This window comes from Pedobacter ginsengisoli, assembly GCF_002736205.1.
Taxonomy (GTDB): Bacteria; Bacteroidota; Bacteroidia; order Sphingobacteriales; family Sphingobacteriaceae; genus Pedobacter; species Pedobacter ginsengisoli_A.
In genome coordinates, this window is record NZ_CP024091.1 from 3898176 (window position 1) to 3911707 (window position 13532).

Annotated in this window: 12 protein-coding genes, 4 tRNA genes, 1 pseudogene and 1 riboswitch; of the genes and pseudogenes, 7 read left to right on the forward strand and 10 right to left on the reverse strand. The window is 40.1% G+C overall.

Annotated elements, in window-relative coordinates:
* Nucleotides 1-4 precede the first annotated feature (4 nt).
* Nucleotides 5-682 carry a GNAT family N-acetyltransferase gene (locus CPT03_RS15990; RefSeq protein ID WP_099439767.1) on the reverse strand — a complete coding sequence of 226 codons (678 nt, stop codon included), beginning with the start codon at nt 680-682 and terminating at the stop codon, nt 5-7.
* 43 nt (nt 683-725) lie between these two features.
* Between CPT03_RS15990 and CPT03_RS15995 the strand changes: the two genes are divergently transcribed.
* The gene (locus CPT03_RS15995; RefSeq protein WP_099439768.1) at nt 726-3011 is read left to right on the forward strand and encodes an alpha-L-rhamnosidase C-terminal domain-containing protein; all 2286 of its coding nucleotides are present in this window, start codon (nt 726-728) and stop codon (nt 3009-3011) included.
* Nucleotides 3012-3373: 362 nt separating this feature from the next.
* On the opposite strand, the gene CPT03_RS16000 is transcribed toward CPT03_RS15995, so the two are convergent.
* On the reverse strand, nt 3374-3622 hold the full coding sequence (locus CPT03_RS16000; RefSeq protein ID WP_099439769.1) for a hypothetical protein: 249 nt from the start codon (nt 3620-3622) through the stop codon (nt 3374-3376).
* 169 nt (nt 3623-3791) lie between these two features.
* Between CPT03_RS16000 and CPT03_RS16005 the strand changes: the two genes are divergently transcribed.
* Nucleotides 3792-4397, forward strand: a complete 606-nt coding sequence (locus CPT03_RS16005; RefSeq protein ID WP_216641560.1) for a hypothetical protein — start codon at nt 3792-3794, stop codon at nt 4395-4397.
* A 21-nt stretch (nt 4398-4418) separates the two neighbouring features.
* Here CPT03_RS16005 and CPT03_RS16010 read toward each other — a convergent pair whose 3' ends face one another.
* The 7 genes from CPT03_RS16010 to CPT03_RS16040 all read right to left on the reverse strand — a co-directional run bounded on the left by CPT03_RS16010 (nt 4419) and on the right by CPT03_RS16040 (nt 6729).
* Nucleotides 4419-4979 carry a hypothetical protein gene (locus CPT03_RS16010; protein WP_099439770.1) on the reverse strand — a complete coding sequence of 187 codons (561 nt, stop codon included), beginning with the start codon at nt 4977-4979 and terminating at the stop codon, nt 4419-4421.
* Nucleotides 4980-5519: 540 nt separating this feature from the next.
* The gene (locus CPT03_RS16015) at nt 5520-5858 is read right to left on the reverse strand and encodes a DUF86 domain-containing protein (protein WP_099439771.1); all 339 of its coding nucleotides are present in this window, start codon (nt 5856-5858) and stop codon (nt 5520-5522) included.
* Nucleotides 5845-6156 carry a nucleotidyltransferase family protein gene (locus CPT03_RS16020; RefSeq protein ID WP_099439772.1) on the reverse strand — a complete coding sequence of 104 codons (312 nt, stop codon included), beginning with the start codon at nt 6154-6156 and terminating at the stop codon, nt 5845-5847. The genes CPT03_RS16015 and CPT03_RS16020 overlap by 14 nt, the downstream gene beginning before the upstream one ends.
* A gap of 116 nt (nt 6157-6272) precedes the next feature.
* Nucleotides 6273-6344: transfer RNA gene (locus CPT03_RS16025), tRNA-Glu, on the reverse strand.
* A gap of 82 nt (nt 6345-6426) precedes the next feature.
* Nucleotides 6427-6502, reverse strand: a tRNA-Met gene (locus CPT03_RS16030).
* Nucleotides 6503-6551: 49 nt separating this feature from the next.
* Nucleotides 6552-6623, reverse strand: a tRNA-Glu gene (locus CPT03_RS16035).
* A gap of 30 nt (nt 6624-6653) precedes the next feature.
* A tRNA-Met gene (locus CPT03_RS16040) sits at nt 6654-6729 on the reverse strand.
* A 110-nt stretch (nt 6730-6839) separates the two neighbouring features.
* On the opposite strand from CPT03_RS16040, the gene era reads away from it, so the two are divergent.
* Together era and der are read left to right on the forward strand one after the other, a co-directional pair.
* Nucleotides 6840-7718 carry a GTPase Era gene (gene era, locus CPT03_RS16045; RefSeq protein WP_099439773.1) on the forward strand — a complete coding sequence of 293 codons (879 nt, stop codon included), beginning with the start codon at nt 6840-6842 and terminating at the stop codon, nt 7716-7718.
* A 47-nt stretch (nt 7719-7765) separates the two neighbouring features.
* Entirely contained in the window at nt 7766-9067 is a 1302-nt protein-coding gene (gene der / locus CPT03_RS16050) for a ribosome biogenesis GTPase Der (RefSeq protein ID WP_099439774.1), read from the forward strand.
* A 2-nt stretch (nt 9068-9069) separates the two neighbouring features.
* On the opposite strand, the gene CPT03_RS16055 is transcribed toward der, so the two are convergent.
* Nucleotides 9070-10644: a S41 family peptidase gene (locus CPT03_RS16055; RefSeq protein WP_099439775.1), complete on the reverse strand. Its 1575-nt coding sequence runs from the start codon at nt 10642-10644 to the stop codon at nt 9070-9072.
* 187 nt (nt 10645-10831) lie between these two features.
* On the opposite strand from CPT03_RS16055, the pseudogene murQ reads away from it, so the two are divergent.
* The 3 genes and pseudogenes from murQ (at nt 10832) to CPT03_RS16070 (ending at nt 13014) form a co-directional block, all read left to right on the forward strand.
* Nucleotides 10832-11637 (forward strand): annotated as a pseudogene (gene murQ / locus CPT03_RS16060) (N-acetylmuramic acid 6-phosphate etherase).
* 6 nt (nt 11638-11643) lie between these two features.
* Nucleotides 11644-12213 (forward strand): hypothetical protein, encoded by a 570-nt coding sequence (locus tag CPT03_RS16065; protein WP_099439776.1) that lies wholly within the window; start codon nt 11644-11646, stop codon nt 12211-12213.
* Nucleotides 12214-12261: 48 nt separating this feature from the next.
* Complete coding sequence (locus CPT03_RS16070; RefSeq protein WP_099439777.1) at nt 12262-13014, forward strand: Bax inhibitor-1 family protein; 753 nt, start codon at nt 12262-12264, stop codon at nt 13012-13014.
* A gap of 373 nt (nt 13015-13387) precedes the next feature.
* A riboswitch (SAM riboswitch) is annotated at nt 13388-13497 on the forward strand.
* Nucleotides 13498-13532: the final 35 nt, after the last annotated feature.

Genomic DNA, 13532 nt, shown 5'->3' on the forward strand with positions numbered 1-13532 from the left:
TCTTTTATTTCTTAATCACGTAAGCAAACATCTCTCTTCTTACCTCAAACCCTAATTTCCTGTATAGCTTTACAGCACCATGATTGTCTCTTTTTACATGTAAAAACGGAACCTCAGACTTATTCAATATCCTCCTGATCTGTTCACGCAGCAACTCAAAAGCATAACCCTTTCCAAGATGATCAGGATGGGTACATACGGCACTAATCTCAGTATAAGGAGTTGGATTAAACCTATGCCCTGCCATTGCAATTAAATTACCATCGCTAATTATACCCGTATAATTTCCAAGCTCAATTGTTCTCGATTTAAATGGCCCCGGCTGGGTCAATTCCACAAGAGCAGTCATTTCATCAACATGTGATTCATCCAGATCCACAAAATCTATATCAATACCTGCCGGAACTTCCTTAGCCTCATATACCATCTGAAACATATCAATCCGGGCAATAAGTTTCCACTGATCCAGTATGCTAACCTCCGATGTTGTAAAAACAACAAACAGGCTCTCCGCAGCGCTATTTTCGTAAAGCGTATCAAAATCAAGTTTCGAGTTATCCTTAAGGCCTGCAAACGCCGCAATTTCCTCCAAATAATACTTTACATGACCAGTTCCTACCGAAAAATTACTGTGGGCAGAATTTAAAGCATGGTAAATAGGATTATCTAAAATATGGTTCATTTTGTAAATTAATTATTTATTATTGTTAAAACCAAGTATACCTATGCGCATCCCAGGCAATCTTTTAATAGCCATACTTTTATTTTTTAGCTTAAAAACAAACGCACAATCACTTAACCCGCCATCTGATCTGCGGGTCGATTTGCTTTTGAATGCCGATAAAGTATGGAAAAACGGATTGCCGGTAGGCCTGTCACTTCAACAGGCAAAACAATCAGGCAGCACCTATCAAATGGCACGCATAGCCAACCAAAACCCATACTTTTCATGGGTAATAACAGATAATTCTTCCGGCAGTTTTCAAACCGCATACAGGCTGCTGGTTGCATCCTCAGTCGAAAACCTCAAAGCCAATAAAGGAGATCTTTGGGACTCAGGCAAAGTACTTAAAAACCAGCAAACCGGAATCAGTTACAAAGGGCGTAAGCTCAGGCCAAATACAGTTTACTACTGGAAAGTAAAAGTATGGAACCACAAACAAACCGAAAGTGATTTTTCAAAACGCACCGCTTTTCTTACCGACAGCACCTTAAAACCCTACCAAACTGCTCATCAACCCCTTATTAGATCTTTAGAAAACCCCGTTGTCAGCAAACAATTAAACAACCTCAATACATTTTACGATTTCGGTAAAGATGCCTTTGCGCAAGTAAAAGTACGCGTCAGCTCAGCTGCCGATGGCGATACCTTAAAAGTTCATGTAGGCGAAGCAATAGATGCCGAAGGACAAGTCGAAAGAAAACCAAGAGGCACCATCCGCTATCGTTTATTAAAACTGCCGTTACAAAAAGGAGAACACAGTTACGATCTTAAATTCCCTGCCGATCAACGTAACACCGGGCCCAAGGCCATACTTATGCCCCATTATATAGGCGAGGTACTTCCTTTCAGGTATGTTGAACTTGAAAACAGCAACAACAAAATAATAGAGGTGCAACGCTACACCGTAAACTATCCTTTTAATGATCAGGCCTCATCATTTAAAAGCTCCGACACTTTGCTAAACCAGATCTGGGCGCTCTCTAAACATACCATTAAAGCCACATCCTTTACCGGATTTTATGTAGATGGCGACCGCGAACGGATTCCCTACGAAGCCGATGCATTAATTAATCAGCTATCGCACTATGCCTCTGATGCTGAATTTAACATGGCCAAAAGATCATTAGATTACCTGATTTATCATGCCACATGGCCAACCGAATGGTCGCTGCAAAACCTACAGATAGCGTGGAACGATTACCTCTACTCGGGCGACATCAGAGCTGTAAAATCACTTTACCCCCAATTAAAACCCAAGCTGTTACTTGCCCTTGCCAGGCCCGATGGCCTTATCAGTACCAGAACCGGCAAACAAGACAGCACCTTTACCAAATCCATTCATTTCTCTACTTTTAATGGCGAAACCGTATTAAAGGATATTGTAGACTGGCCACAAAAAGGAGGCTTCGGATTGCCCGAGTCCTACCCAGGCGAAACCGATGGTTTTGTATTTACAAATTATAATTCAGTAGTAAATGCCTTTCATTATCAAGCGTTAGTTTGCATGTCAGATCTGGCTCAGGCGTTAGGAGAAAAAAAAGACGCCGCACTTTATAAACGGCAGGCCAACCAGGTAAAGCAAGCCTTTCAAAAAAGTTTTATAGATCCCGAAACCGGAACAGTAAAAGATGGAGAAACCACACCGCACAGCTCATTACATGCCAACATGCTTGCCCTGGCCTTTAACCTGGTACCAGAAAACAACAAAGCCAGTGTAATAGCCCACATCCGTACACGGGGCATGGCCTGCAGCGTTTATGGTTCGCAGTTCCTGCTCGATGCATTATACAATGCCAATGAGGCAGAGTACGGACTACAGCTTTTAACCTCAACAGATAAGCGCAGCTGGTACAATATGCTCCGTACCGGTTCCACCATGACTACCGAAGCCTGGGATACAGATTACAAAAACAATCAAGACTGGAACCATGCCTGGGGAGCAGCACCTGCCAATGTTATTGTAAGGAAACTTATGGGTATCGAACCCTTATCACCAGCCTTTCAAACCATACAAATAAAACCACAGCCAGGCACACTTAACTCTGCCCGGATCCAACTATCAACCCTGTACGGAAAAATAAATGTTGCCTTCAATAAAACCCCAGCTCAGTTCCAATTAAAAACCAGCATCCCACCCAATACAACAGCAGTAGTTTATTTACCAAAACAAACAGAAAAAGACCAACTCCTTCTAAACGGAAAATCACTAAAAGCAACCCCAGAAGGCAATTTTTGGGTAATCAAAAATGTTAAATCAGGCCCACAAACCTGGCAGGTAAAGTATTAGCAATTAAATTAAGCTATACAAATCGTTAAACGCTTCCTTCATTGAGAGGCGAGTGTAAATGGCATCCCTAAGCGTTCCATAATCCGACCCTACATTCAATTGCCTCTTTTTCCCTTAAACCGATATGAGCTAAATGTGGACTAATAAAAACATCTGCCCAAAGTGGTGAGCAGCTTATTCTCCGTATGGAGAACTAGGTTGAATATTTATTTTGTTAACATTCACTTTGAAATACAAAGCGCTTTATTATATTTGATTATTATTTGAAAACATTACACTATACCCATGGAAACGACCAAAACACGCATACGCTTTTCGATGACAAACTTCATTATCGTTTTCGTCATTTCGGCCTTTGCCTTTCAGTTTATCTCCAATTCACTTTTAGGATCAGAGGTCAGGCTTTTTCCAATAAACGGGGACTGGTTTCCCGGATCAGCATCATCAGTAGCATGGAAAAGCACTATAGCCACAATTATATACCCCATCAAACTGGTTTTAGTTGGCCCTTTATCACCCATATTTAATGACCCTGATCCCGCACCCCCAATTTTGCTCTTCACTTTCTCCTTATACTGGACTGCTATAGCATCAGTTCTGCATTTTATCATCAGTAAACTATTCGCCAGCAAAAAACATTAATTTACAGCACATGCCGTTATGAACAGATTTGAAGAAATATACTATGAGGCAAAAGCCGACAACTAGTTTAAACGGTTCGCTGTTTTTTGCCGTATCGCCTTAGCAGCGAGCTTTCTTCCGGCCGGTTTTGTTAAAGTTATGGGCGAACGATTCGCCGAAGGCCTCCCCTCCAATAACCCTTTAGGTCATTATTTCGACGCCTTACAGCTCACAGGATACTACTATACTTTTATTGGCGTTGCTCAAATCATAACAGCAATATTATTGCTGATCCCGAGGAGTTCCCTTCTTGGCGCACTTATGTATTTTCCCATAATCATCAATATTTGTGTGCTCACTTATGCTACCCGCTTTGAAGGTACCCGGATCGTCACCTTTATGGTATTGGCCTGCCTGTTCTTATTAATTTGGGATTATGACCGCTTAAAGCACATTTTACCTATTAAACAGCCCAAAGCAGAACCACCACCTTTGCTAAGAAAGCCCTTAGGCATACGCCTTCGCATCCTATTTTTTGGAGGCTCCATTGCCCCCTTAGCCTTCATCATCGCCGGAACTTCCTATCTATTTGAAATCGGCCCCTGCAACTCCGAAGAGGCCTGCAGAAACCAATGTACCGGCAGCAAAAACCCAGAAGCCTGCCAAATCTTCTGCGACTGCATTTATACCAAAGGCCAACCCCTGGACAGTTGCCTGGCAGCTTTTGATAAAGCAAAAGATGTGCGGCAACGTGGTGGGAAGTAAAAGGCTATTCGCAGCAATTCCTCAGCAACGGTTATTTTTGCTAAAATCACGTTTAAAAAGCACCTTGTTATTTTTCTCAATATAGTCGCCCGATAGAATCAAATATGGATGATTAGGCGAATACCCTGCGCTACGACTTTTTAAAATTATTTTGTCATTAACTTTCAAGCTTTTTAACTGCTCAAATTCCTTAGGAATAAATTGCATCATATATTCTTCGCCATTAATCTTAACTATAAGCCATTTTGGCCCTGATGACCTCGCGTTTTCGCGACGAAAAGTAACAGAAGTTACCACGGCCTCCATATTAGAAAAAGCCTCTATATTCTTCCTTATTTTATCATGACTGGCATGCACTTTTTTACCTTCAGGAGAAACCTCCCAAGCTTTGTACCTTAGACCGTCAGGAGAAGCCTCCCATTTTTTCCTGCCTTCCTCCATGCGGGCTTTCACCTCAGCAGTAGATAACGGCTTTTTGGGGCCTTCAGTTTCATTTTTTATTCCACCATTAGCAAATATTAGTCCGCTCACCACAACCAGTGGTAGGATCAGCGCATAGATAACATTTTTTTTATTTTTCATATCCTTTCAAATTGATTGAACGAATCTACTATGATATTTTCCGGGTCGAGTGGTTTGGATTGTAAATAAAAATGTAAACTTTGTAAATATTTTAGTTACCAATAAAATACAAACTAAAATTGTACTTAAACTGAAAGCTAAATTGACAGAGGTCTAAAAGCGCTTTCTAAAAAGTGAATGAAGAATCCATCATGGTACTATACTTTTGGGACAACAGGCAAGATCCGATATTATAAACGACAACGGTATAGGAGAAAAGATAAAATTAAACCGGATTAGGGGAAATTATAGGGGAAGCAAGAGTTATAAAGTAGACGATACCAAACGATGCCCGTAAACGAAAAAAAGTTGGTATCCAGCGGTATCGCCTTAAACCAACTTTTTACTTTTTATGTAGCCCATAAGCTACAAATGTCGAACTCTTTTATAGATGATTTGCATGCAGCAGCCGGTTTAGAGGACTGTCCATAATAGGATAAGCATATTAGAAATCGGGTAAATAAATTATACGATCTCATCCAGCTATGAACTAATAATGGGTTATTTTTCAGAAACAATAGACTTAACAGCTTGTTCCAGATCAGGCAGCTTTGAAATTATGATATCCCAGACAATATCATAATCAACGCCAAAATAATCGTGAATCAGCCGATTACGAGTATTCGACATCTTTCTCCACTCCACTTCCGGATGCTCCAATTTAAAATCAGGATCCACTTTTGCACTTGCTTCGCCGATAATCTCAAGGCTTCGGATAATCGCTCTTGACAATACAGGGTCGTTTATCACGAAATCCTTTTCTTTTCCTTTAACTGCATTCAGTACAAAAGAAACCTCGTCAAGTATGTGATTAAGTAATTCGATGTTAGATAGCAACATGTTCAGCCTCTTTTAATATATGTGGTCCTATATATTTGCTTAAAGATTGCGGTGTAACCACTTCTACCTTTCTACCCAGCAAATCTTCTAAAAAAAACGATAAGTCCATGAAATTATCATAACTTTTCTGCTTCGGATCAAAATCTATTAAAAGATCAACATCACTATCAGCATTGTATTTACCTGTAATAAATGAACCAAAAACACTAAGACTAGAAACACCATATGATCTCAATTTCTGGCCATTAGCCTTGAGCAATGAAATTAATGTCCGCTTATTTTGTACTGCAGTGTGCATATCACAAAGATACCCAATGAAAGCATATATAGCAAGCGCTATATAATAACAGTTTGGGCCACAGATTTTTATTGGCATAAAAAAAGGAAACAACACATTGTGGTTGTTTCCTTAAGTAGCCCGTAGGGGAATCGAACCCCTGTTTCCAGAATGAAAATCTGGCGTCCTCACCCCTAGACGAACGGGCCATTTAGTTTAATTTGACCAATCTTAGATTTCTAAATTACTAATTGCTTTCGTAATTCGTCAATCTACAACCGTAAATTAACTTGGTAGCGGGGACCAGACTCGAACTGATGACCTTCGGGTTATGAGCCCGACGAGCTACCAACTGCTCCACCCCGCACTATGTCTTTTTAATAAAAAAACCGCTCATTTTTTAAAGCGGTCTCTTGTAGCCCGTAGGGGAATCGAACCCCTGTTTCCAGAATGAAAATCTGGCGTCCTCACCCCTAGACGAACGGGCCATTAATTTGATCAACCTCAGTAAATCAACTTGGTAGCGGGGACCAGACTCGAACTGATGACCTTCGGGTTATGAGCCCGACGAGCTACCAACTGCTCCACCCCGCACTATATACAATTTGGCAGCTTTTGTTAAATCCTTAACTCTTCTTCCGAATTGGAATGCAAAGATATAATTCGTTTCTTTGTGGTGCAAATTTATTTCAAAAAATATTTTTATGTCGCATAAAGCAGGTTTTGTAAGTATCATAGGTAAGCCCAATGTGGGTAAATCAACCTTAATGAATGCCCTGGTGGGCGAAAAGCTTTCAATCATCACTCCGAAAGCCCAAACAACCCGCCACCGTATTTTAGGAATTGTTAATGAAGAAGACTACCAAATAGTTTTTTCTGACACCCCGGGCATCATAAAACCTAGATATGGCCTGCAGGATTCTATGATGAGCTCAGTAAAAGGTGCACTAACTGATGCCGATCTGATCCTCTTTGTTACCGACATAAATGAACAGCACGACGAGAATGATGTATTAGAGAAAATCATCAATACTACAATTCCAATGATCGTGCTAATCAACAAAATCGACAATGCAACCCAGGAACAGGTAGATGAAAAGGCAGCGTACTGGAAAGAAAAACTAAATCCAAAGCATATATATGCCATCTCTGCCCTGCACAACTACAATCTTGAAGGCATTCTGGCCATGATTTTAGACCACCTGCCTGAACATGCACCTTTTTATGATAAAGATGACCTTACAGATCGTAACCAAAGATTCTTCGTATCAGAAATCATCAGAGAAAAGATCTTTAACAACTATCAGAAAGAAATCCCCTACAGCACAGAGGTAGTGATAACTTCATTTAAAGAAGAAGAAAAAATCACAAGAATCAGTGCTGAAATTATTGTAGAGCGCGATTCTCAAAAAAACATCCTGATAGGAAAAGGCGGCGCAAGTCTTAAAAAAGTAGGCATGGAAGCCCGCAAGGATATCGAGAAATTTTTGGATCAGAAAGTATTTCTTGAAACCTTTGTAAAAGTAATTCCCGACTGGCGCAGTAAAAAGAACTACTTAAAAGGTTTCGGGTACGAAAATTAAGCTTACCTTTGCAACCCCTTAATAATTAATACAATTCACAACACAATATGAGCAATATTATCGCAATCGTCGGAAGACCAAACGTAGGCAAATCTACCCTATTTAACCGCTTAACAGAAAGTCGTAAAGCAATTGTCGATGATTTTAGCGGCGTAACCCGCGACCGCCATTACGGTTCGGCCGAATGGATAGACAAACAATTCACCGTAATTGATACCGGTGGTTACGTAGCCAACTCTGAAGATGTTTTTGAAACAGCAATCCGCGAACAGGTTGTTATCGCTATCGAAGAAGCAACAGCATTATTATTCCTGGTTGATGTAACAACCGGAATTACCGACCTTGACGATGAAATTGCACAACTACTTAGAAGAAGCAATAAACCTGTATTTGTAGTAGTAAACAAGGTTGATAACACCCAATTACAAAACGACGCTGCTGTATTCTACGGATTTGGCCTTGGCGAAATCTACCCTATCTCGTCTATGACAGGATCAGGAACAGGCGACCTTCTTGATGAGGTGATCAAAAACTTTGAAGATCTTCCTGAAGAAGAAAACACCCTTCCTAAAATCACAATTGTAGGCCGTCCAAACGTTGGTAAATCATCTTTAATCAACGCCCTGATCGGCAAGGACAGAAACATTGTTACTCCAATAGCAGGAACTACCAGAGATTCTATACATATCCACTACAACCAGTTCGGCCATGAATTTATGTTTATCGATACTGCTGGTTTACGTAAAAAAACCAAGGTAAAAGAGAACATCGAATTCTATTCTGTAATGCGTACCATTAAAGCATTGGAAGAAGCCGATGTGGTTATCCTGATGGTTGATGCAACTGAAGGCCTGGAGTCGCAAGATGTAAACATCTTCCACCTTGCAGAGAAAAACAAAAAAGGCGTTGTAGTGCTGGTAAACAAGTGGGATTTAATAGAGAAAGACAACAAAACGGCTAAAGCTTTTGAAGACCAGATCCGTCAGAAATTACAGCCATTTACTGATATCCCAATTATTTTCACTTCAGTAGTAACCAAACAACGTATTTTCCAGGCAATAGAAACAGCGCTTGAAGTATATAAAAACAGAAGCAAAAAAATCCCTACATCTAAGTTAAACGATGTAATGTTGCCGATTATAGAGAACTATCCGCCACCTGCGTTAAAAGGAAAATACATTAAAATAAAATACATTACACAGATCAACGGAACATCTCCAATGTTTGCATTCTTCTGTAACTTACCTCAATACATTAAAGAACCTTACAAAAGGTTTATAGAAAATAAGCTTCGCGAACATTTCAATTTTAGCGGAGTGCCAATCCAGATTTATTTCAGACAGAAATAAGCTTATTGCAAGCTTGTTAACGCCTGTTTTACCATAGCATCACTTAGGTTAAGCGCTTTATAATAACCCGCATCACCTAAGTGATACTTGCATAAAAGCACCTTCATATCATTTAAAATAAGTGGTTTTGCCAAAGCCAGCTGCTTTTGGTCAACAACCACATTCCGGTTCTGGATATACTTCAGCAGATCCCTATAGTCAGCATCGCTCACATTAAAAGTAGCCAGGTTCTGCTCAATAAACGGAGCCGAGTACCTGCTGGCCAGAACATCGTAAACAAAATCAAACAATATCTTTTTCGAGGCCAGCGTAGTATAACATTTGTTATACCCCATGGTATCCATTTTAACATAAATATCAGGCTGTATGCCACCAGCAGCAAATCTGCCCTTTACACTATCCTTTTTAACTAACCTTTTTGAAGTAAGCTCGCCATCATTAAAGCGGTTCTCAATCTCTTCTTGATAAGCTTTATAGCCATCTTTATACGATTTCTGTATGCTTCTGCCCGATGGGGTATAGTAACGTGCAATGGTTAAGTTCAATGCCGACCCATCTACAAAAGGAAACTGCTCCTGAACAAGCCCTTTACCAAAAGACCTGCGTCCAATAATAAGGCCCCTGTTAAGATCCTGAACCGCACCTGCCAGAATTTCGCTGGCCGAAGCCGTATTTTCATTAATCAGCACTACCAGCTTACCGTCTTCAAACTCGCCACCACCCGTAGCCACATAATCCGTACGTGGCTCATGCTTTCCCTCTGTATAAACAATCAGCTTATTTTCCTCAAGAATTTGATTGGCCAACCCGGTAGCAGCCGTTAAATATCCGCCGCCATTATCACGAAGATCGAGCACCAGTTTTTTCATCCCCGCAGCCTTAAGCGACTTAATCGACTCCACAAAATCACGGTCGGTTTCAGAACCGAACTTACTGATCCTCACATATCCAACCTCATTATTCAACATATACGAAGCATCAATACTGCTCACAACTACCCTGGCGCGTTTTACAGTAAAAACAGTTGCCAGCGTACTGCCCGGATGCACAATAGTCAATTTTACCGCCGTACCTTTTTTCCCTTTAATTTTGCCAATCATCTGCTCGCGTGGCAAAGCCTGCCCGCTTACAGCAATTGTATCTATTTTAATAATCCTGTCGCCCTGCTTTATTCCTGCTAAAAATGCCGGCCCATCTTTAATTACATTGGTAATCAGCAGTGTATCATTCAAAATATAATACTCAATACCAATCCCTTCAAAATTTCCATTTAAAGTTTCGGCAAATTCATTTGCTTTTGCCGGCGGAAGATAGATGCTATGGGGGTCCAGTTTATGCAATAAACTATCAATAGGCAGGTTATTTAAACTATCGGCATTAACCTCATCAACGTAGTTTTTATTGATGATATGAAGAATTTCGTTCACCTTTTGGGCATTGTTATCTGCCACATAAGTTACCTTTTGGAAGTTGTACCCCTGGTCCTTCAAAAACTTGTACCCAAAAAACATCCCACCTATTAAAGTTACAGAATAAGTGAGGGCAATTAAGAGATTATATCGGGTATTCTTTTTCATTGGTAAATACACCGTAAAGGTACAAAATTACACTGTTATATAATAAATTAACCTCTTCTGATTTACATTTGTTTAGTATTTTTTCTATTACTTCGAAACTTACAATCAATTCTCTAATTTTGAATTGATTTCCCCTATTATTTCCGCGTTAACAAGAAAATCACGAATTTTAACAAAAATTAGACTAATGATAAGAGTAACCGAGCAAGAGTCAACGTACCACGATATTGATAAAATGTCTGTACTGGAAATTCTGAAGGGCATAAATGATGAAGACAAAACAGTACCTGATGCTGTGGAAAAGGTAATTCCCCAGATAGAGAAACTGGCTTCTGCTGTTGCCGAGCGAATGATAAAGGGGGAAGGTTATTTTACATCGGCGCCGGTACAAGCGGCCGGTTAGGCGTTGTTGACGCATCAGAATGTCCTCCTACCTTTGGCGTTCCGTTTGATTGGGTGGTTGGGATTATTGCCGGTGGCGACACCGCTATACGCAGGGCCGTTGAAAATGCTGAAGATGATGACAAACAAGCATGGCTTGATTTGCAGGAATTTAAAATAGATGCTAACGACTGTTTAATTGGCCTTGCCGCATCGGGAACCACACCATATGTTATTGGTGGGCTAAACACTGCACGTAAAAATGGTGTTTTAACCGGTTGCATTGTATGTAATGAGGGTGGCCCTATAGCTGCAGAAAGCGATTTCCCCGTTGAAGTTGTAGTTGGCCCTGAATTTTTAACAGGATCTACCCGCATGAAATCTGGAACTGCACAAAAACTGGTGCTGAACATGCTAAGTACTACTGTGATGATAAAACTGGGCAGGGTAAAAGGCAATAAAATGGTGGATATGCAACTGACCAATCATAAACTGGTTGACAGGGGCACGCAAATGGTAATGGACGAACTGAAGATAGATTATGAACATGCCGCCGACCTGCTTATCCGTTACGGAAGCGTACGCAAGGCGGTCGAATCTACTCATAAATAACCCAACATGCACGAAATAGAACCTTACTATCAATGGCGCGATGATTATATCGCGTCAGAAGATGAGCGTTCGCCATTCTACAACACTGAATATTCGGAGTTTTATTTCGATAAACAGCTGTATAATTTTCTTATTCACCCCCAGTGGGACGATTTCGGATCAAGCACCATGTACCTTAAAGTACTTTTTGTTGATTACGACAGAAATTATGCAATAATTGAGTTTATTGGCGAATGGAACGATGCTATTGGCAACGACATTATGCTCCTGAAGCGCGAAATCATTGAACTGATGATGGACGAAGGCATAAACAAATTCATACTGATCGGCGAAAACATACTGAACTTTCACGCTTCTGAAGATAGCTACTACGAAGAGTGGTTTCAGGAAGTGGAAGACGGATGGATTACAGGGGTTAATTTCCAGGAGCATGTGATCAATGAATTCCGCAGCAGTAATATCGATTACTACATCAATTTTGGTGGCGAACTTGACGATATGGCATGGAGAACCCTAAAACCACTCCAGTTTTTCAAGAAAGTTGAAGAAATCCTGACAAAAAGGCTAGGGGCATAGCTTTTGTTAGAATGAAACAATTTGTATCTTTAAATAAATTTAAAACACATGAATAATAACAATAATAATGATTGGTCGCAACAATCGGTTTTCGTAGAAGACTTAACCGGTAAGGTTGCCAAGAAATTCTTTGCGAATGTTTTTTTATGGATGTTTGTAGCACTAAGTGTTTCTACAGTAGTAGCATTTTATCTGGCTACCAATACCGAATTGCTTCGTACTTTTTTTGATGCTCAAACCGGAAAACCTAATATACTTGGCTGGGTAGTGATGCTTTCGCCTCTTGGAATATCATTGGTGATGAACGGAGGACTAAGCAGGTTGTCGTATGGTGCCATAGTTGGTCTTTTTATACTATTTGCGGCATTACTGGGCATAAGCCTTAGTTCTGTTTTGCTGGTATATACTTCTGCTTCTATCATTAGCTGCTTTGCAGGCGCTGCCGGAATATTCGGTATAATGGCATTTATGGGCTATACCACTAACGTTGATTTAAGCAAATTTGGCCCTATCTTAATGATCGGGGTTGTAGGCTTAATTATCGCAAGTGTGGCAAACATATTCATTCAAAGCGAAGGCTTTAGCTTGTTTATGGCTTATGCAGGTATTGCTATTTTTACTGCATTAACAGCTTTTCACGTTCAAATGTTAAAAAGAATTGGACAGGGAATAGAAGAAAGCGGCGCGCAAATGCTTGATACTGATGCTAAAAAACTAGCCATCATTGGTGCAATGTCACTTTACGTCACTTTCATCAACATATTCTTATCATTATTAAGAATATTCGGCGACAGAAGATAATAACCTGTTTGTTAAACCATATTGAATGAAAGGCCAAGCTGCTCAGCTTGGCCTTTTTTATGCTATCATTTAAATGTTAAGCCAAAAATATAGGTCGGTTAGGTAAAAAATCGAACTTTTTTCAGCGTTTATACATAACAAAATTGGCCACATATTGCTCCATCATTGTACAAACTCCTTCAAACCACTGTAATTCAATGTGTTCCAAAAGCTTAATTTTAACACATTTTTGCACGTTAAAATTTTGCTGTACAACCCTCAAATTCCAAAATAAAATTTCGATGCCTATTGCTAATTGGCTCTTCCGTACAATTTTATACTGCTTTAGCAGCCTAAATTTTGGAAATGATTTTTCTTTGTTGCACCTTTGTAAAGCTTATAGAGAAAGACGGAGGGATTAGACCCTGCGAAGTCTTAGCAACCTGTGCTTACAAGGTGCTACATTCTACTGGAGCCAAACCATCGGTTCCCGAAAGATAAGTTAAAAGTCGACACCTAAACCGGACTTTTCGAATAAG

What these genes read in the sequence shown, in the direction of transcription:
- CPT03_RS15990 (WP_099439767.1), bottom strand. Translation starts at nt 682, where the DNA reads ATGAACCATATTTTAGATAATCCTATTTACCATGCTTTAAATTCTGCC.
- CPT03_RS15995 (WP_099439768.1), top strand. Translation starts at nt 726, where the DNA reads ATGCGCATCCCAGGCAATCTTTTAATAGCCATACTTTTATTTTTTAGC.
- CPT03_RS16000 (WP_099439769.1), bottom strand. Translation starts at nt 3,622, where the DNA reads ATGATAAAATGCAGAACTGATGCTATAGCAGTCCAGTATAAGGAGAAA.
- CPT03_RS16005 (WP_216641560.1), top strand. Translation starts at nt 3,792, where the DNA reads ATGGGCGAACGATTCGCCGAAGGCCTCCCCTCCAATAACCCTTTAGGT.
- CPT03_RS16010 (WP_099439770.1), bottom strand. Translation starts at nt 4,979, where the DNA reads ATGAAAAATAAAAAAAATGTTATCTATGCGCTGATCCTACCACTGGTT.
- CPT03_RS16015 (WP_099439771.1), bottom strand. Translation starts at nt 5,858, where the DNA reads ATGTTGCTATCTAACATCGAATTACTTAATCACATACTTGACGAGGTT.
- CPT03_RS16020 (WP_099439772.1), bottom strand. Translation starts at nt 6,156, where the DNA reads ATGCACACTGCAGTACAAAATAAGCGGACATTAATTTCATTGCTCAAG.
- era (WP_099439773.1), top strand. Translation starts at nt 6,840, where the DNA reads ATGTCGCATAAAGCAGGTTTTGTAAGTATCATAGGTAAGCCCAATGTG.
- der (WP_099439774.1), top strand. Translation starts at nt 7,766, where the DNA reads ATGAGCAATATTATCGCAATCGTCGGAAGACCAAACGTAGGCAAATCT.
- CPT03_RS16055 (WP_099439775.1), bottom strand. Translation starts at nt 10,644, where the DNA reads ATGAAAAAGAATACCCGATATAATCTCTTAATTGCCCTCACTTATTCT.
- CPT03_RS16065 (WP_099439776.1), top strand. Translation starts at nt 11,644, where the DNA reads ATGCACGAAATAGAACCTTACTATCAATGGCGCGATGATTATATCGCG.
- CPT03_RS16070 (WP_099439777.1), top strand. Translation starts at nt 12,262, where the DNA reads ATGAATAATAACAATAATAATGATTGGTCGCAACAATCGGTTTTCGTA.